Below are 16,579 nucleotides of genomic sequence, written 5' to 3'. Positions count from 1 at the left end.
GACGCCGTATCCCCCGGTTGCCGTATCCGCGTTATGACGTCTGGCGCAAAGCGCGCACCCCGCGCAACCCGATCACGCCGACGACCGTCCCCAAGACAAAGGAGACGACGGCGAGCGTCAGGTGCACCCAGAAGTACGCCGTCGGATCCCCCGCGTCGTCGAACGCGAGCCCGCTGCCGTCCTTCCACAGGTTCTTGACGAAAGTGATCCAGATGACCCAGCTCCACACCCCGAAGGCGAGCAGGAACCAGGAGACGGGGCGGCTGAGCTTCATGGGTCCAGTATCACCGTCGTCGGCCGGGACCCGGCGCCGGGGTGGGGAAGGTGAGGGAACTTCCCGACGGGCTGATGGGACTTCCCGACCCACGCCCTGTACTTTCTCGACCGTGCCCGCCACGAATAAGACCGCCAAGCGATCCTTGCTGGTCACTTCCGCCACCCTGTTGTCCCTTTCGCTCACCACGCCCGCGTTCGCGGACGCGAGCCCGACAGCGACCCCGACGACGAGCCCGTCGGCCACTCCCCCGGCGAACATGTCGACCGTCGGCGGCGAGCGGCTCGGCGAGGCCGGCACGCAGGTGAATCTCGGCACCGGCGCCCCCGTGCTGCCCAAGGACCTCACCGCGCGCTCCTGGATCGTCGCGGACGCGGAGTCCGGCGACATCCTGGCCGCCCACAACGCGCACTGGCGACTGCCCCCGGCGAGCACCCTGAAGATGCTGTTCGCCGACACGGTGCTGCCGAAGTTCCCGAAGACCACGAAGCACAAGGTGGTCTCCTCCGACCTGGCGGGCATCGGCGCGGGCTCCAGCATGGTGGGGATAAAGGAGAACGAGACCTACACGGTCCACGACCTGTGGCTCGGCGTCTTCCTGCGCTCCGGCAACGACGCCGTGCACGTGCTGTCCCAGATGAACGACGGCATCGACCAGACGGTCAAGGACATGCAGGCGCACGCCGAGGAGCTCCAGGCCCTCGACACGCACGTGGTCAGCCCGGACGGCTACGACGCGAAGGGCCAGGTGTCGTCGGCGTACGACCTGACGCTGTTCGCCCGCTCCGGACTGCAGAAGAAGGACTTCCGGGAGTACTGCTCCACGGTGCGGGCCAAGTTCCCGGGCGAGACCACAAAGAACAAAAAGGGCAAAACCGACCGCGAATCCTTCGAGATCCAGAACACCAACCGCCTCCTGACGGGCGACAGCGACATCTCCACGTACCAGGGCATCGCGGGCGTGAAGAACGGCAACACCACCAACGCGGGCGCCACCTTCACCGGTGTCGCCGAGCGCGACGGCAAGGTCCTGCTCGTCACGGTCATGAACCCGGAGAAGAACGAGCACAACGAGGTCTACAAGGAGACCGCACGGCTCTTCGACTGGGGCTTCCAGGCCACGGGCAAGGTCGAGCCGGTGGGTGAGCTGGTGCCGCCGAAGGGCGTCGACACCAGCGCGCAGCCGGGCGCGAACGCCTCCAGCCCCGGTGCGGCCGGCACGGACAACGCGTCCACGAAACCGGTGGCGGCCGCCTCCGCCGCGAAGGGCGGTTCGAGCGGCATCGGCATCGCGCTGGCGATCACGGCCGGCTTCCTCGTCCTGCTCGCGGCGGGTGTCTTCCTGGTCAACCGCCGCTGGCCGCTGCCGGATCTGATGCGCCGCCGTCGTTGACCGCCGGGGCCGCCGGGGCCTCCTGGTCCGCCGGGGCTGCCGGGTCCTCCTGGTCCTCCTGGTCCGGCGGGGACTCATCGCTCTGCGTCGCCGTCCAGGCGGCGCAGAACAGCAGCAGTTTCGCGGTGAAGTTGATCCACAGCAGCAGCGCGATCGGCACCCCGAAGGCGCCGTACATGCTCTTCGACGCGACACCCCTCATATAGCCGCTGAGCAGCAGCTTGAGCAGCTCGAACCCGGCGGCGCCGATCAGCGCGGCGACGATCAGCCGACGCCGCGACGGCTGGACGCCGGGCAGCAGCGTGAGGACGTACAGCAGAAGCAGGAAGTCGGCGAGTACGGCGACGGTGAACGCGGCGGCCTGCAGCAGCACGCTCCCCCAGCCGTGCTCGTCGATGCCGAGCTGCCGGGCCGTCCACCCCACCGCCGTGGACGCGAGGGTGGAGGCGGCGACGGTGACGAGCACGGCGCCGCCGAGTCCGACGAGTACGCCGCCGTCCTTGAGCTTGCGCAGGAAGGGGTTCTCCTCGCTGTCGGGCAGCTCCCAGACCGCGCGCAGGCACTCCCGCATCGAGCCGACCCAGCCGATGCCGGTGAACAGCAGGACGGCGCCCGCGATGAGGCCGATCGTGCCGGCGTTCTGGACCAGGCCCTCGATGTTCAGCTGGTCGGAGATACCGGGCACCTGCTCGGCGAGTTTGTCCTGGAGGTCCTTCTGCTGGCTGGTGCTGAGCGTGGCGGCGGCGATCGCGGCCGCGACGGTCAGCAGCGGGAAGAGTGCCACGAAACTGATGAAGGTCATCGCCGCGGCGAGCCGCGTCCAGTGCACCCGGTCCAGACGCTCGTACGACCGCCACGCGTGCGTGGCCATCAGACGGGTGACCAAGGGTCCCACGCCTGGAAGCTTTTTCAGCCAGTCCATGGTCCGACTCTGCCCTCGCCTCGCACACCTCGAACACCCCGGAAAACCAAGGTCCGAGTACCCCAAAAACGCAGGACAGTGGCGAGCGCCATGCCGATTCCGGCGCCCGAGACGGTGTCCGCGCGCTGCGAGGTGAACCCGAGGCCGTAGTGGCTTACGGCGATGCACAGCAGCTGGACGAGAGCACCCGCGACGTTCACCGCGAAGAAGATCACGTACTGGCGCAGGCCCCGCGTGGTCGTGTGCCGGTAGGTGCCGAGCGCGTTGCCCGCGTACGCCACCGAGCAACCCGCGACGAAGCTCAGCGCCTTGGCGGTCAGCGGGTCGAGGCCCACGGGGCCACGCAGCCAGACGAAGAGGCCGAGGTCGGCGGCGTAGGCGAGGATTCCGGCGGTGGCGAAGCCGAGGAGTTCCCGCGCGAGTCGCCTCCGGGCGACGGGCTCGTGAGCAGCCGCTTCCCGGGCAACCGGTTCCGGTGCGACCGACTCCTGGGCAACCGGTTTCCGGGAGACCGGCCCTTGGGCGACCGCTTTCCCCGACACCGGCTCCCCCGCGACCGGCCCCTCGGCGACCGGCCCACGGGCGACGCTCACCAGTTCGCCACGGCGAGGCCGTACATCGCCAGCCACACCAGCCCGATGAGCGCGAGCGCGCGGTCGCGCAGGACCACGTCCTCGGGCTCGCCCGCGGTGCCCCGGTCGGCGAAGACGGCGTACCGCAGGATGGCCAGGATGAAGGCGACCATCGACAACTGCCGCCAGGGCAGCAACCCGGCACTGGGCACGCCGCCCTCCTCCAGGGCCCACAGGCAGTAGCCGAGGACGGAGACTCCGGCGGCCAGCTGCCAGACGAAGCGCAGATAGCCGGTGGTGTATTCGGTGAGCAACGCGCGCGTGGCGCCCGCTTTCCCGGCCATCTGCACGGCCTCGGAGTAGCGCTTCGCCGACACCATGAACAGCGCCCCGAAGCCGGTGGTGATCAGGAACCAGCGCGAGAGCGGGATGCCGAGGGCGAGACCGCCGATCATCGCGCGCATCAGGAACCCGGTCGTGACGACGACGAGGTCGACGACCAGGACGTGCTTCAGGCTGACGCAGTAAGCGAGTTGCATGCCGATGTACGCCGTCAGCAGTGCGGCGACGGCCGGCGAGCAGAGCCAGACCGCGGCGCTCGGCGCGAGCAGCGCGAGGGCGCCCCCGACGGCGTACGCGACCGCGACGGGGACCTGGCCCGCGGCGACCGGGCGGTGGCGCTTGACCGGGTGGGCGCGGTCGGCGACCGCGTCCCGGGCATCGTTGATCAGGTACACGGCGGAGGCGCAGGCCGTGAACAGCGCGAAGACGAGGGTGAGTTGGGTGAGCGCGTGCCGGGAGAAGAGCTGGCCCGCGGCGGCCGGCGCGGCCACCACCAGCAGGTTCTTCACCCACTGGCGGGGGCGGGCGGTCTTGAGCAGGCCACGGATGACGCCGGTGAGGCCCGTCGCGGATACCGCAGCGGCCGGTGTGCGCTCCAGGAGTGCCGTGCGCTCGGTCATCGGCCGACCCCGACCCAGCGCGCGCCCAGACGGGCCGTCAGGGCCCCCAGGGCGGCGCCCGCGGCGACGTCCGAGGGGTAGTGGACACCGACGACCATCCGCGAGACGCACATCGCGGCGGCGAGCGGCGGGACCACGTGCGCGCCGAGCGCGCCGTAGGCGACCGCCGCGGCGGCCGCGGACGTGGCGTGCGAGCTCGGGAAGGAGTGCCGTCCGGCCGTGCGCACCAGCGGCACCACGTGCGCGGGGCGCGGGCGGCGCACGATGCGCTTCACACCCATGCTGGCGAGGTGTGCCGTGGTGGTGAGCGCCGTCGCGCGCAACCACGCGCCGCGCCGCTCCCGGTCCACGGCCGCCCCGGCCAGCCCCGCCGCGAGCCACAGCGCGCCGTGCTCCCCGCTCCAGGACAGGGCACGTGCGACAGCCGCGACGCGCGGATCCGTACCGCACTCATGGACTGCCGACAGCAGCCGGCGATCCATGCCGTCGAGCCCGCGGTCCATGCCGTCGAGTCGGCGGTCCATGTAGTCATGGTCGTCAAGGTCGTCCATGTCATCTCACTCTTCTAGGGAGTGGCCGCAGAATTACGGCAATCTAGGACGACATCCCATTAATCACCCATTTCGGTGAGGAGCCGTGAGGGCCGGGGAGATTACGGCGTTATGCACCCTTACCGGCGCTACGGTCACGGTCATGCCTGCCGACACCGTCTCCGTCACGGGTTGGGGCCGCACCGCCCCGACCACCGCCCGTCTGGTCCGCCCGCGCACCTACGAGGAGGCCGCGGCCGCCGTCCGGGAGTGCGGAACGCGCGGAGGCATCGCCCGGGGCCTCGGACGGGCCTACGGGGACGCAGCGCAGAACGCGGGCGGAGCCGTACTCGACATGACGGGCCTGGACCGGATCCACGCGATCGACGCGGACGGCGGCACCGTCCTGTGCGACGCGGGGGTGTCCCTGCACCGGCTCATGGAAGTCCTGCTCCCCCTCGGCTGGTTCGTGCCGGTCACGCCCGGGACCCGCTATGTCACCGTCGGCGGCGCGATCGGCGCGGACATCCACGGCAAGAACCACCATGTGTCGGGCTCGTTCGCCCGGCACGTCCTCTCCTTCGAGCTGCTGACCGCGGACGGCGGGATCCGTACGGTCGGCCGGGGCACGACCCTCTTCGACGCCACGGCGGGCGGCATGGGCCTGACCGGCGTGATCCTCACGGCGACCGTCCGGCTCCAGCCCGTCGCGACGTCGCTGATGTCCGTCGACACGGAACGCGCGGCGGACCTCGACGACCTGATGGCCCGCCTCACCGCCACGGACCACCGCTACCGGTACTCGGTCGCCTGGATCGACCTGCTCGCGCGCGGGGCGTCGATGGGGCGCTCGGTACTGACCCGCGGCGATCACGCGCCGCTGGACGCGCTGCCGCCACGCGCGCGTAGACACCCCCTGGCGTTCCGCCCCGCGCAGTTCCCGTCCGCGCCCGCCTTCGTACCGGAGGGGCTCCTGGGGCGTACGACAGTGGGCCTCTTCAATGAGCTCTGGTACCGGAAGGCACCACGCGCGCGTGCCGGTGAACTGCAGAAGATCTCGACCTTTTTCCACCCCCTCGACGGGGTGCCGCACTGGAACCGCGTCTACGGACGCGGCGGCTTCGTGCAGTACCAGTTCGTCGTCCCATACGGACAGGAGGAGGCCCTGCGCCGGATCGTGCAGCGCATCTCCGTACGCCGGTGCCCGTCCTTCCTCGCCGTCCTGAAGCGCTTCGGAGACGCTGATCCGGGCTGGCTGTCCTTCCCGATGCCTGGCTGGACCCTCGCCCTGGACATCCCCGCGAACCTGCCGGAGCTCGGCGCCTTCCTCGACGAACTGGACGAGGAGGTGGCCGCGGCGGACGGGCGGGTGTACCTCGCCAAGGACGCACGGCTGCGGCCCGAGCTGCTGGCCGCCATGTATCCACGGCTCGGTGACTTCCGTTCCCTGCGGCAGGAGTTGGACCCCCGAGGCGTCTTCACCTCGGACCTGTCACGCCGCCTCGGCCTGTAGTCCCCTCGGGCTGTAGCCCCCTCGGCCTGTAACCCCCTCGGCCTGTAGTCCCCTCGGCCTCCACTCCCCTTGGCCTCCATTCCCCTTGGCCTCCGCCCCCCTCGCTCTCCAGTCCCCTCGGCCCCCAGTCGCCTCAGTCTCTGGTCGCCCCAGCCCCTAGGAGCTGTCATGAAGGACGCCTTCGGTCTCCCCCAGTCCCTGCTGATCCTCGGCGGCACGTCCGAGATCGCGCTGGCCACCGCGCGCCGTCTGATCGTCCGGCGCACCCGCACGGTGTGGCTCGCGGGACGGCCGTCACCCGCCCTGGAGCAAGCCGCCGATCAACTGCGCGGGATGGGTGCGGACGCCCGTACCGTCGCCTTCGACGCCCTCGACCCCGAGTCCCACGAGACCGTGCTCGGCAAGCTCTTCGCGGAGGGCGACATCGACATGGTGCTGCTGGCGTTCGGCGTGCTCGGCGACCAGGCGCGGGACGAGAAGGAGCCCGTGGCGGCGGTACGTGTGGCGCAGACCAACTACACGGGCGCGGTGTCGGCCGGTCTGGTGTGCGCGCGGGCCCTCCAGGCGCAGGGGCACGGCTCACTGGTGGTGCTCTCCTCGGTCGCCGGCGAGCGCGCCCGGCGCTCCAACTTCATCTACGGCTCCAGCAAGGCGGGCCTGGACGCCTTCGCGCAGGGCCTGGGCGACGCGCTGCACGGCACGGGCGTGCACGTGATGGTCGTACGCCCCGGGTTCGTCCGTACGAGGATGACGGCGGGCCTGCCGCAGGCGCCCCTGGCCACCACTCCGGAGGCGGTCGCTACGGCCGTGGAGACGGGGCTGCGACGCCGCTCGGAGACGGTGTGGGTACCGGGAGCGCTGCGCCTGGTGATGGCGGCGCTGCGGCACGTACCGCGACCGGTGTTCCGGCGACTGCCGATCTGACGATCCGGACCGGTGTTCGGTGGATTGCCGATCCGACGCTCCGCCTATGGTCCTGCCGGCTGACATTCGCGCAGGAGGATCCTGCCGGCGAATCGTCCTAACGGGTCGGCAGTGTGCTGTCCCGCTCCGGCGAGCCCGCCTGTGGGGGCACCACCGCGATGCCGAAGGCGAACTCGCGCAGCTTGCGCCAGACGCCGTCAGCGCCCTGCTCGTAGAGCGCGAATCCGGTGCAGGGCCACTCGGCCTCGTACCCGGACAGTGCCTCATAAGCCCGGTCCATCGCCTCGTCGTCGATGCCGTGCGCCACCGTGACGTGCGGGTGGTACGGGAACTGGAGCTCGCGCGCGACCGGCCCGGAGCCGTCCCGGACCTGCTTCTGCAGCCAGGTGCAGGCCTCGGCACCCTCGACGACCCGCACGTACACGACGGGCGACAGGGGGCGGAAGGTGCCCGTGCCGGACAGCCGCATCGGGAAGGGGCGCCCGGCGGCCGCGACCGCGATGAGATGCGCCTCGATCGCGGGCAGCGCCGAGTCGTCGACCTCCGTCGGCGGCAGCAGCGTGACGTGCGTGGGGATGCCGGAAGCCGCGGGGTCGCCGAAGCCCGCGCGCCGCTCCTGGAGCAGGCTGCCGTGAGGCTCCGGGACCGCGATCGACACGCCGATCGTTACGGTCCCCACGTCGTCTCCTGTCGTTGTTGTCGAAGTCTTGGAGTCTTGGAGTTCTGAAGTTTCGAAGGTCCGGTGTTTCCGCGCGGGCAGGGGTGGCTGCTCGGCCTCTTCGGCTTTCGACTGTACGGCGGTGCGGCCCGCTGTCGGCGGTCGTAGGAGTGTCGCGCTCGTCTCGTACTGACTGCCGAACGGAGTGTGGTAGGGGCTGCGATGCCGCTGCCGTACGACAGCGTTTCGACTGTCGTACGGCGGCAGCCCCGGCCGTCAGTGCTTGGCGGGCAGGAAGCCGACCTTGTCGTACGCCTGGGACAGCGTCTCCGCGGCGACGGCACGTGCCTTCTCGGCACCCTTGGCCAGGATCGAGTCGAGTGTCTCCGGGTCGTCCAGATACTGCTGGGTGCGCTCCCGGAACGGCGTCACGAAGTCGACCATGACCTCGGCGAGATCCGTCTTGAGCGCACCGTAGCCCTTGCCGGTGTACTTCTGCTCCAGTTCCTCGATACCGGTTCCGGTGAGGGTCGAGTAGATGGTCAGCAGGTTGCTGATACCCGGCTTGTGCTCCGTGTCATACCTGATGACGGTGTCCGTGTCGGTGACCGCGCTCTTGACCTTCTTGGCGGTCGTCCTCGGCTCGTCGAGCAGGTTGATGAGGCCCTTCGGGGTCGACGCCGACTTGCTCATCTTGATCGTCGGGTCCTGAAGATCGAAGATCTTCGCCGTCTCCTTGAGGATGTACGGCTTCGGGACCGTGAACGTCTGGCCGAAGCGGCCGTTGAAGCGCTCGGCGAGGTCACGCGTGAGCTCGATGTGCTGGCGCTGGTCCTCGCCGACCGGGACCTCGTTGGCCTGGTACAGCAGGATGTCCGCGACCTGCAGGATCGGGTACGTGAAGAGACCCACGGAGGCGCGCTCGGCGCCCTGTCTGGCGGACTTGTCCTTGAACTGCGTCATGCGGGACGCCTCGCCGAAGCCGGTGAGGCAGTTCATGATCCAGGCCAGCTGGGCGTGCTCGGGGACGTGGCTCTGCACGAAGAGCGTGCAGCGCTCCGGGTCGAGACCGGCGGCGAGCAGCTGCGCGGTGGCGAGCCGGGTGTTGGCTCGCAGGTCCGCGGGGTCCTGCGGAAGGGTGATCGCGTGCAGGTCGACGACCATGTAGAACGCGTCGTGGGACTCCTGCAGGGCCACCCACTGGCGGACGGCGCCGAGGTAGTTGCCGAGGTGGAACGAGCCTGCGGTGGGCTGGATTCCGGAGAGCACGCGGGGACGATCAGAGGCCATGTTCACCATTCTCTCAGGTGTCGGGGCCCGGACCGGAACTGGTCGGAAACAGATGTGACACAGGTGGGAACCGATCGGCCTCGAGCGGTGTAGCAAGAGTGTGAGGACGCGGGAGGGGGGCCGCATCGTCGTCGACGAGGCCGTGGTGATCGCACGCGTACGCGCCGGTGAGCCGGAGGCGTATGCGGAGCTGGTCCGTGCCCACACGGGCATCGCGATCAGGGCGGCCAGGGCGCTTGGCGCGGGTGCGGACGCGGAGGACGTGGTGCAGCAGGCCTTCATCAAGGCGTACTGCTCGCTGGGGCGCTTTCGGGACGGCGCGGCGTTCAAGCCGTGGCTGCTTTCGATCGTCGCCAATGAGACGAGGAACACAGTGCGGACGGCGGTGCGCCAGCGGACGCTGGCCGGCCGGGAGGCCGTGTTCGCGGAGGCGGAGCCGCTGATACCGGAATCGGCGGACCCGGCGGTCGCGGCGCTGGAGATAGAGCGCCGCGCGGCACTGCTGGCCGCCCTGGATCAGCTGAGCGAGGAGCACCGCCTCGTCGTCACGTACCGCTATCTCCTGGAGATGGACGAACCGGAGACGGCCCAGGCCCTGGGCTGGCCGCGCGGCACGGTGAAGTCCCGCCTCAACCGCGCCCTGCGCAAGCTGGGCCGGCTGCTGCCGGACTTCGAACCCGGAGAACCTCGGGAAGGGGGTGATGAGCATGAGTGAGTCGTACGGGGAGGGGGGCGCGGAGCCCTCCGGTGACCGGGGTCGGGCCGCCCGTGAGGGTGTCTCGCGGCTACCGGAGGAGTTGCGGGCGCTCGGGCGTTCGCTGGACGGCCCGGCCGCCGACGGCAACGAGTCGATGGTCGAGCGGGTGCTGGAGCAGATACTCGCCGAGCGGATCCCGGTCCCGGTGGCCGAGCCGCCGGGGCCCGGCGAGCGGCTTCGGGCGGTGCGCCGCTGGGCGCGGGTGCGCTGGCGCGCGGTGACCGCGGGCCTGTGCGGTGTGCTGACTGTCCTCGTGCTCACGCCTCCGGTGCGCGCCGCGGTCGTCGACTGGTTCGGCTTCGGCGGGGTCGAGGTGCGGTACGACCCGTCGGCGGTGCCCTCGACCGGGGCCCGGGTGCCGGGGTGCGGCCCTTCGCTGACACTGGCACAGGCCGGGCGGCAGGCGGGGTTCGCGCCTCTCGTGCCCGGCGCCCTCGGGACGCCGGACGCGGCGGCGGTGACGCGGGAGCCGAAGGGACGGCTCCTGATGAGTCTGTGCTGGCGCGAGCACGGGCACACGATCCGGCTGGACGAGTTTCCCGCCCGCCTCGACATCGGCTTCTCCAAGACGGTGCGGGAGCAGCCGCAGTGGGTGTCGCTGAGCGGAGACGAGGACTACACCAACCCGGCCCTGTGGTTTCCCAAGCCGCACCTGCTGAGCTTCTGGCTCATCGACGCGGACGGCGATCGCTTCACCCGCTCCGAGCGGACCGCGGGGCCCACGCTGCTGTGGATGCACGGGGGTGAGGTGACCCTCCGGCTCGAGGGGGTGGCGTCCAAGGCACGGGCGGTGGAGATCGCGAAGTCGCTGAAGTAGTCGGAGAAGTGGTTCGGAGAAGTCGGACATGAAGGGCGCCGGACCAGCCGGAAATTTGGTCGGCGTCGAGTGGGAACCCCGGCGGGTCGAGCGGTGTACCAGAAGTGACACACGGCGTGCGGGCGGGCCGCACGTGGATCGACCGGCTGGTTGGGGGTTCGGATGCGCAGGCTTCGTGAACTGCTCGCGGTGATGGGCGCGTTGGCGGTGGCCCTCGCGGCGGTGCTGCTGGGGGCACCGTCCGCGATGGCCGGCGGCCCGACGAGCGTGCTGGTGGTCTCGCCGGAGAGCGCGGAGACCACGGCGTTGTACTACTCGGACGAGGAGTACGGGCAGTTGATGCGCCTGCTGGGCGAGCCCGGCTCGGGCACGCGCGAGGAGCCGCCGGGGCTGGGAGCCGCCGGCGGACATCAGCTCAATGTCACGTGGCTGGTCCACGACGTGTCGCCATGGCGGGTCGACCGCGTTTATCCGGACTCGCCGCGGAGCAAGGACGTCTGGATACATACGACGACAGACCTGCCAAGTATGAACGGCTACTGGCACAAGGCCGAACGCCCGGCCCAGGTGCGGGCGTTGTTCAAGAAGCTCGGCGTACTGGGCAAGCCGTCGACCGAGGGCGGCGGGGGAATCTTCCCGGCCCCCTGGCAGACGCCGGAGGGCTCCGGCAAGGCGCCGGCGCCCACACCCACCGAACGACCCAGCACCACGACCGCCGCGAGTGCCACGACCGAAGACGGCACCGACTGGTGGTGGGCGATACCGGGGGCGGCGGCCGGAGCCGTGCTGGCCCTGGTGCTGCGGCCGCTGGTCGCCGGGGTGCCGGGAGCCAGGCCTCTGGGCGGGCGGGAGCGCGAGACGGAGCCTCGGCAGGAGCTCCGGGACGTGTGAGGTGCGGGACGCGCGAGGGGGTGCGGGACGCGCGAGGGGGTGCGGGACGCACGAGGGGATGGATGACGAGGGGGACGCATGAGCGGGAGCACGGATGACGGGGGCCGGATGAGGTTTCAGGTCAGATGGGCGAGAGCGAGGTTATGGCTCCTGTTGCTGGTTTCCGTGGCGCTGGCCGCGCTCGGTGCACGGGGGGCCCACGCCTCGACGGGCACCACTCCGTATGTGAAGGCCGACACCCCGGATCTGGCCGTGGTCATCGCCGGTGACACGGGCCGGACGACCACCCTGCACGCCGACGAGGGTGACTTCGTGCGGCTCTGGCGGTTGCTGTCGCCCAAGTACACGGGGACGGAGCGGGTGCCCGAGGCATGGGTGGCCGGCCGCTTCCCGAAGGTGCGGGCCACGGTGGTCTGGGGGCTGACCGGGATCGGGGGCTGGCCTCAGACCAACAGGGCGCCCGGCGGCGATGTCGCCATAGAGCGCCAGGACCAGGTGTTCGTCGCGGCGGACGGGACGCCGTGGGTGCGCAGTGATCCTTCGCCCGACGTGGAGGACGACGACATCCGCTGGCATCGGGCACCGCGCTCGGTGTTCGAGCAGTTGGAGAAGCAGGGGAGGCTGTTCGGCTCGGGAAGTGCGTCGGTGGCTGTCTCGGACCCGCATGCGGTGGCGCGTGCGTGGTGGGCGATACCCGGGCTGGCGGCAGGCCTGGTGATCGGAGTCGGCGGCACCCTTCTGATACGCCACGCGGCGGCCCGGCATGAAGCTGCCGGACCGCCGCGGGAACCACGCCAGGAGCTGATCGACTTGTAGCCCCCGGTGAAGTGCCGGGTGCGTCAGCCGAGGTCGATCTCCGGGTAGAGCGGGAAGCCGGCGAGCAGGTCGGTGGCGCGGTGAGCGATCTCGTCGGAGATCTTCGGGTCCAGGACGTGCTGGGCCTTGGACGGGCTGCCCTTGGCGGTGGTGCCGGGCTCGGCGGCGGCGAGGACGCGGTCGATCAGGCCCGCGATCTCGTCCATCTCGGTTGTGCCCAGACCACGGGTGGTCAGCGCGGGCGTGCCGATGCGGATGCCGGAGGTGTACCAGGCGCCGTTCGGGTCGGCGGGGATGGCGTTGCGGTTGGTGACGATGCCCGAGTCGAGCAGTGCGGACTCGGCCTGGCGGCCGGTGAGGCCGTAGGAGGAGGCGACGTCGATCAGGTTGAGGTGGTTGTCGGTGCCGCCGGTGACCAGCGTGGCGCCGCGGCGCATCAGGCCCTCGGCGAGGGCGCGGGAGTTGTCGACGACGGCTTGGGCGTAGTCGCGGAACTCGGGGCGACGGGCCTCGGCGAGTGCGACGGCCTTGGCGGCCATGACATGGGGAAGGGGGCCACCGAGGACCATCGGGCAGCCGCGGTCGACCTGCTCGGCGAGGGTCTCGTCGCACAGCACCATGCCGCCGCGCGGGCCGCGCAGCGACTTGTGCGTGGTGGTGGTGACGATCTGCGCGTGTGGGATCGGGTCGAAGTCGCCGGTGAGGACCTTGCCGGCGACGAGACCGGCGAAGTGCGCCATGTCGACCATGAGGGTCGCGCCGACCTCGTCGGCGATCTCCCGCATGATGCGGAAGTTCACCAGACGGGGGTAGGCGGAGTAGCCGGCGACGATGATCAGCGGCTTGAAGTCACGGGCGGAGGTGCGCAGGGCCTCGTAGTCGATGAGGCCGGTGGCGGGGTCGGTGCCGTAGGAGCGCTGGTCGAACATCTTGCCGGAGATGTTCGGGCGGAAGCCGTGGGTGAGGTGGCCGCCGGCGTCCAGGGACATGCCGAGCATGCGCTGGTTGCCGAAGGCCTGGCGCAGCTCGGCCCAGTCGGCCTCGGAGAGGTCGTTGACGTTGCGGACGCCGGCCCGTTCCAGGGCGGGGGCCTCGACGCGGGCGGCGAGGACGGCCCAGAAGGCGACGAGGTTGGCGTCGATGCCGGAGTGCGGCTGGGCGTAGGCGTGCTCGGCGCCGAAGAGTTCGCGCGCGTGCTCGGCGGCGAGGCCCTCGACCGTGTCGACGTTGCGACAGCCGGCGTAGAAGCGGCGGCCGATCGTGCCCTCGGCGTACTTGTCGCTGAACCAGTTGCCCATGGCCAGGAGGGTGGCCGGGGAGGCGTAGTTCTCGGAGGCGATCAGTTTGAGCATGTCGCGCTGGTCGGCGATTTCCTGGCCGATCGCGTCGGCGACGCGGGGCTCCACGGCCCGGATCACGTCGAGGGCGCTGCGGAAGGCGGTGGACTCGGTGGAAAGGGGCTCTGGCATGACGGCCTCCGGACGTGGCGTTCAGCGTTCACGGGTCGGCCCAGGCGCACGGCACTTAGTCACCAGGCCTCCTCGCGTGAACGCTCCGGGCCCCTCGGCCGACCTGTCTTTCCGGCCCGGGGTCCGGGGTTGTCCCCCGGGAAGACGCAGCGTGGGGCCGCTCCCCGATGGTCGATCCCATCCCAGCGCGCCAGTCACGGCCCCGCCGGTCAGCCTACCGGGCGCGCCGGACGGCCGGGTTCCCGAGTCCACCATGCGAGCGACGATAGGAAATAGGCCACAAGCCACCCACCACTCGCGGGCACCACTCCCCCGTGCTCGGGGACGCGGCCCTCCTGCCGCACGTCAAGAAACGGAGATCCCGTGACCGCTACGGAGACGACGGAGGCGTTCATCGCCTCGGCCGACGCGCACAGCGCGCACAACTACCACCCGCTGCCGGTCGTCGTGGCGACGGCGGACGGGGCCTGGATGACGGATGTCGAGGGGCGCCGCTTCCTCGACCTGCTGGCCGGATACTCGGCGCTGAATTTCGGACATGGCAACCGGCGGCTGCTCGACGCGGCGAAGGCGCAGCTGGAGCGGGTGACGCTGACGTCGCGGGCGTTCCATCACGACCGGTTCGCGGATTTCTGCCGGGAGCTGGCGGCGCTGTGCGGCATGGAGATGGTGCTGCCGATGAATACGGGCGCGGAGGCGGTGGAGACCGCGGTGAAGACCGCCCGGAAGTGGGGGTACCGCGTCAAGGGCGTCCCGGACGGCAGGGCGAGGATCGTCGTGGCGAGCGACAACTTCCACGGCCGTACGACGACGATCATCAGCTTCTCGACGGACGCGGAGGCGCGGGCGGACTTCGGCCCGTTCACGCCGGGCTTCGACATCGTGCCGTACGGGGATCTGGCGGCGCTGCGGGAGGCGGTCGGCGAGGAGACGGTCGCCGTGCTGTTGGAGCCGATCCAGGGCGAGGCGGGGGTGCTGGTGCCGCCGCCCGGTTATCTCCAGGGGGCGCGGGAGGTGACGCGGGAGCGGAATGTCCTGTTCATCGCGGACGAGATCCAGTCGGGCCTGGGCAGGACCGGGCGCACCTTCGCCTGCGAGCACGAGGGCGTAGTGCCCGACATGTATGTGCTCGGCAAGGCGCTCGGCGGTGGGGTCGTACCCGTCTCTGCCGTGGTGTCGTCCAGTGAGGTGCTCGGGGTGTTCCGGCCCGGGGAGCACGGGTCGACGTTCGGGGGGAATCCGCTGGCCTGTGCGGTGGCGCTGGAGGTGATCGCGATGCTGCGGTCGGGCGAGTTCCAGCGGCGGGCCGCCGAGCTTGGCGAGCATCTGCACCACGAGCTGGGCCTGCTGACGGACACCGGCCATGTCACACAGGTGCGCGGGCGCGGGCTGTGGGCGGGCATCGACATCGCTCCGGAGTACGGCACGGGGCGGGAGATCTCCGAGAAGCTGATGGACCGGGGCGTCCTCGTCAAGGACACGCACGGCGTCACGATCCGGATCGCCCCGCCCCTGGTCATCAGCAAGGAGGATCTGGACTGGGGGCTCGCCCAACTCCGGGGCGTACTGGGGGCGTAGAGGCTTCGCGCTCTTCGCGCTAGAGGATGACGTGCGGCAGGAAGCGGGCGTACTCGTCGGTGATCAGGCCGGAGGACTCGCGGATGCCGAGGCCCGCCGACTCGTCCTCGACGACCCAGGCGCCGAGGACGACACGGTTGCCGTCGAAGGCGGGCAGGGGCGCCAACTCCTGGTAGCAGCAGGGAACTTCGCGCTAGCTCGATCGTGTGACGGTCAGCTGACAGGATTGCGGTGCGTTAGGCCGGTCGGGGTAGCGTTGCGGTGCGATCTGGGACGCCGGGAGCGGCGCCAGCGTGCGGGGCCCCTGCTCCACCAGAGAGATGGTTCAGGGCCTCCCCGTCGCCTTTGTCCGCTCCCAGAGGCCAGGTCGTGAGGGACTCCGCCCGCCCGGCTCGGACCACGGACATGATCCGTGGCGCCGCCCGGGATGCGAAAGCGGACGACCAGTGCGCCCAACACCGTTCGGGGCGTGCCGGTGCACGGGCTCACAGCCTGCTCACTGACCAGGAATGGTCCCAGCCGATCTCCTCGATGGGTCGGTGATTAGGCCCGCCTGCTCCGCGGTCCCCTTCAGGGACTCGACCTCGTTAGGTCATCGCCGAGTTCCTCGAAGGAGTGCGCGGAGTAGGGCGGGCCGCCTCAGCGAGGAGGGCGGCCTGTTTCTTCCAGGCGGCGACCAGGCGCTCGTGGAGGGAGTTCCACTGATCGGCGCCCGGGAAGCGGTCCTCCATCCAGAACCACTGGGGGCTCGCGGCCTCGACGAGGGAGGTCGGGGTGTCGGCGTTGTACTCCAGGAGCTTCGCGGGGCCCGTGCCGTCGTAGCGGAGGTCGAAACGGCCGTGGACGGAGGGGAGTTCGGCGCGACGGTGCCAGGCCTCGGCGACGAGTTCGGCGACGCGCGGGTCGGTGATGCCGAGGCCGGAGAAGCGGTCCGCGGCGACGATGTGGTCGGCCGCCGCCAGGCACATGCGGTGCAGTTCCTCGACAACCTCCTCCAGCGCCTCCACCTCGGGGAGCGAGGAGACGTAGTACGCGCTCTCGTCCCAGTAGGGGCGCAGGGAGTCGTCGGGGATGGGGGTCCCCCCGGTCGCGCGAAGCCGAGACTGGGGGAGGGTGAGCGGGTAGATGAGGCCCTGCTCCTCGACGGTCTGCTGCCAGCCGGGGCGGGGCGCGACGGTGCGGCGTTCCATGACGTACGGGTCCGATCGGGTCC

Annotated in this window: 16 protein-coding genes and 2 pseudogenes; 8 read left to right on the top strand and 10 right to left on the bottom strand. The window is 70.7% G+C overall.

The features are described 5' to 3' along the window. Positions 1–31: 31 nt before the first annotated feature. Positions 32–274 carry an SCO4848 family membrane protein gene (locus tag AB5J53_RS29900; RefSeq protein ID WP_362021718.1) on the bottom strand — a complete coding sequence of 81 codons (243 nt, stop codon included), beginning with the start codon at positions 272–274 and terminating at the stop codon, positions 32–34. A gap of 112 nt (positions 275–386) precedes the next feature. Between AB5J53_RS29900 and AB5J53_RS29895 the strand changes: the two genes are divergently transcribed. Further along, complete coding sequence (locus AB5J53_RS29895) at positions 387–1,667, top strand: D-alanyl-D-alanine carboxypeptidase family protein (protein ID WP_369248717.1); 1,281 nt, start codon at positions 387–389, stop codon at positions 1,665–1,667. Here the strand turns inward: AB5J53_RS29895 and AB5J53_RS29890 are convergent. The 4 genes from AB5J53_RS29890 to AB5J53_RS29875 form a co-directional block, all read right to left on the bottom strand. Beyond that, entirely contained in the window at positions 1,621–2,589 is a 969-nt protein-coding gene (locus AB5J53_RS29890) for a YihY/virulence factor BrkB family protein (RefSeq protein ID WP_369248716.1), read from the bottom strand. The two genes, AB5J53_RS29895 and AB5J53_RS29890, sit on opposite strands and share 47 nt — an antisense overlap. Continuing rightward, on the bottom strand, positions 2,577–2,975 hold the full coding sequence (locus AB5J53_RS29885) for a GtrA family protein (RefSeq protein WP_369252549.1): 399 nt from the start codon (positions 2,973–2,975) through the stop codon (positions 2,577–2,579). The genes AB5J53_RS29890 and AB5J53_RS29885 overlap by 13 nt, the downstream gene beginning before the upstream one ends. 203 nt (positions 2,976–3,178) lie before the next feature. After that, on the bottom strand, positions 3,179–4,123 hold the full coding sequence (locus AB5J53_RS29880; protein ID WP_369248715.1) for a decaprenyl-phosphate phosphoribosyltransferase: 945 nt from the start codon (positions 4,121–4,123) through the stop codon (positions 3,179–3,181). Further along, positions 4,120–4,626 (bottom strand): phosphatase PAP2 family protein, encoded by a 507-nt coding sequence (locus tag AB5J53_RS29875; protein WP_369252547.1) that lies wholly within the window; start codon positions 4,624–4,626, stop codon positions 4,120–4,122. The genes AB5J53_RS29880 and AB5J53_RS29875 overlap by 4 nt, the downstream gene beginning before the upstream one ends. 190 nt (positions 4,627–4,816) lie before the next feature. Between AB5J53_RS29875 and AB5J53_RS29870 the strand changes: the two genes are divergently transcribed. Together AB5J53_RS29870 and AB5J53_RS29865 are read left to right on the top strand one after the other, a co-directional pair. Then, a complete protein-coding gene (locus AB5J53_RS29870; RefSeq protein WP_369248714.1) occupies positions 4,817–6,166 on the top strand; it encodes an FAD-binding protein in 1,350 nt (449 codons plus the stop codon). Positions 6,167–6,334: 168 nt separating this feature from the next. Next, a complete protein-coding gene (locus AB5J53_RS29865) occupies positions 6,335–7,090 on the top strand; it encodes a decaprenylphospho-beta-D-erythro-pentofuranosid-2-ulose 2-reductase (protein WP_369248713.1) in 756 nt (251 codons plus the stop codon). 97 nt (positions 7,091–7,187) lie between these two features. Here the strand turns inward: AB5J53_RS29865 and AB5J53_RS29860 are convergent, their stop codons facing one another. Further along, complete coding sequence (locus AB5J53_RS29860; protein WP_369248712.1) at positions 7,188–7,769, bottom strand: 2'-5' RNA ligase family protein; 582 nt, start codon at positions 7,767–7,769, stop codon at positions 7,188–7,190. A gap of 255 nt (positions 7,770–8,024) precedes the next feature. Next, entirely contained in the window at positions 8,025–9,038 is a 1,014-nt protein-coding gene (trpS, locus tag AB5J53_RS29855) for a tryptophan--tRNA ligase (protein WP_369248711.1), read from the bottom strand. A gap of 100 nt (positions 9,039–9,138) precedes the next feature. Between trpS and AB5J53_RS29850 the strand changes: the two genes are divergently transcribed. The 4 genes from AB5J53_RS29850 (at position 9,139) to AB5J53_RS29835 (ending at position 12,319) form a co-directional block, all read left to right on the top strand. Beyond that, complete coding sequence (locus AB5J53_RS29850) at positions 9,139–9,753, top strand: RNA polymerase sigma factor (RefSeq protein WP_369248710.1); 615 nt, start codon at positions 9,139–9,141, stop codon at positions 9,751–9,753. Then, positions 9,746–10,612, top strand: a complete 867-nt coding sequence (locus AB5J53_RS29845) for a hypothetical protein (RefSeq protein WP_369248709.1) — start codon at positions 9,746–9,748, stop codon at positions 10,610–10,612. The genes AB5J53_RS29850 and AB5J53_RS29845 overlap by 8 nt, the downstream gene beginning before the upstream one ends. A gap of 162 nt (positions 10,613–10,774) precedes the next feature. Further along, positions 10,775–11,503 (top strand): hypothetical protein, encoded by a 729-nt coding sequence (locus AB5J53_RS29840; protein WP_369248708.1) that lies wholly within the window; start codon positions 10,775–10,777, stop codon positions 11,501–11,503. A 156-nt stretch (positions 11,504–11,659) separates the two neighbouring features. Then, on the top strand, positions 11,660–12,319 hold the full coding sequence (locus AB5J53_RS29835) for a hypothetical protein (RefSeq protein WP_369252545.1): 660 nt from the start codon (positions 11,660–11,662) through the stop codon (positions 12,317–12,319). A 23-nt stretch (positions 12,320–12,342) separates the two neighbouring features. On the opposite strand, the gene AB5J53_RS29830 is transcribed toward AB5J53_RS29835, so the two are convergent. Beyond that, a complete protein-coding gene (locus AB5J53_RS29830) occupies positions 12,343–13,788 on the bottom strand; it encodes a glycine hydroxymethyltransferase (protein WP_369248707.1) in 1,446 nt (481 codons plus the stop codon). A 363-nt stretch (positions 13,789–14,151) separates the two neighbouring features. Here AB5J53_RS29830 and rocD point away from each other — a divergent pair, with 363 nt between their 5' ends. Next, the gene (gene rocD, locus AB5J53_RS29825; protein ID WP_369248706.1) at positions 14,152–15,366 is read left to right on the top strand and encodes an ornithine--oxo-acid transaminase; all 1,215 of its coding nucleotides are present in this window, start codon (positions 14,152–14,154) and stop codon (positions 15,364–15,366) included. Positions 15,367–15,385: 19 nt separating this feature from the next. Here rocD and AB5J53_RS29820 read toward each other — a convergent pair. Next, a pseudogene (locus tag AB5J53_RS29820) lies at positions 15,386–15,559 on the bottom strand (glutathionylspermidine synthase family protein); the annotation flags it as partial. A gap of 351 nt (positions 15,560–15,910) precedes the next feature. Beyond that, positions 15,911–16,556 (bottom strand): annotated as a pseudogene (locus AB5J53_RS29815) (glutathionylspermidine synthase family protein); the annotation flags it as partial. Positions 16,557–16,579 lie beyond the last annotated feature (23 nt).

Source organism: Streptomyces sp. R41 (assembly GCF_041053055.1).
Lineage (GTDB): Bacteria > Actinomycetota > Actinomycetes > Streptomycetales > Streptomycetaceae > Streptomyces.
Note: the sequence above shows the minus strand (reverse complement) of the source record. Positions and strands in the feature narration are given on the sequence as shown.

Coding starts and splice junctions, on each gene's coding strand:
- trpS (WP_369248711.1), bottom strand. CDS start 9,038: ATGGCCTCTGATCGTCCCCGCGTGCTCTCCGGAATCCAGCCCACCGCA.
- AB5J53_RS29890 (WP_369248716.1), bottom strand. CDS start 2,589: ATGGACTGGCTGAAAAAGCTTCCAGGCGTGGGACCCTTGGTCACCCGT.
- AB5J53_RS29870 (WP_369248714.1), top strand. CDS start 4,817: ATGCCTGCCGACACCGTCTCCGTCACGGGTTGGGGCCGCACCGCCCCG.
- AB5J53_RS29845 (WP_369248709.1), top strand. CDS start 9,746: ATGAGTGAGTCGTACGGGGAGGGGGGCGCGGAGCCCTCCGGTGACCGG.
- AB5J53_RS29830 (WP_369248707.1), bottom strand. CDS start 13,788: ATGCCAGAGCCCCTTTCCACCGAGTCCACCGCCTTCCGCAGCGCCCTC.
- AB5J53_RS29880 (WP_369248715.1), bottom strand. CDS start 4,123: ATGACCGAGCGCACGGCACTCCTGGAGCGCACACCGGCCGCTGCGGTA.
- AB5J53_RS29875 (WP_369252547.1), bottom strand. CDS start 4,626: ATGGACCGCGGGCTCGACGGCATGGATCGCCGGCTGCTGTCGGCAGTC.
- AB5J53_RS29840 (WP_369248708.1), top strand. CDS start 10,775: ATGCGCAGGCTTCGTGAACTGCTCGCGGTGATGGGCGCGTTGGCGGTG.
- AB5J53_RS29865 (WP_369248713.1), top strand. CDS start 6,335: ATGAAGGACGCCTTCGGTCTCCCCCAGTCCCTGCTGATCCTCGGCGGC.
- AB5J53_RS29900 (WP_362021718.1), bottom strand. CDS start 274: ATGAAGCTCAGCCGCCCCGTCTCCTGGTTCCTGCTCGCCTTCGGGGTG.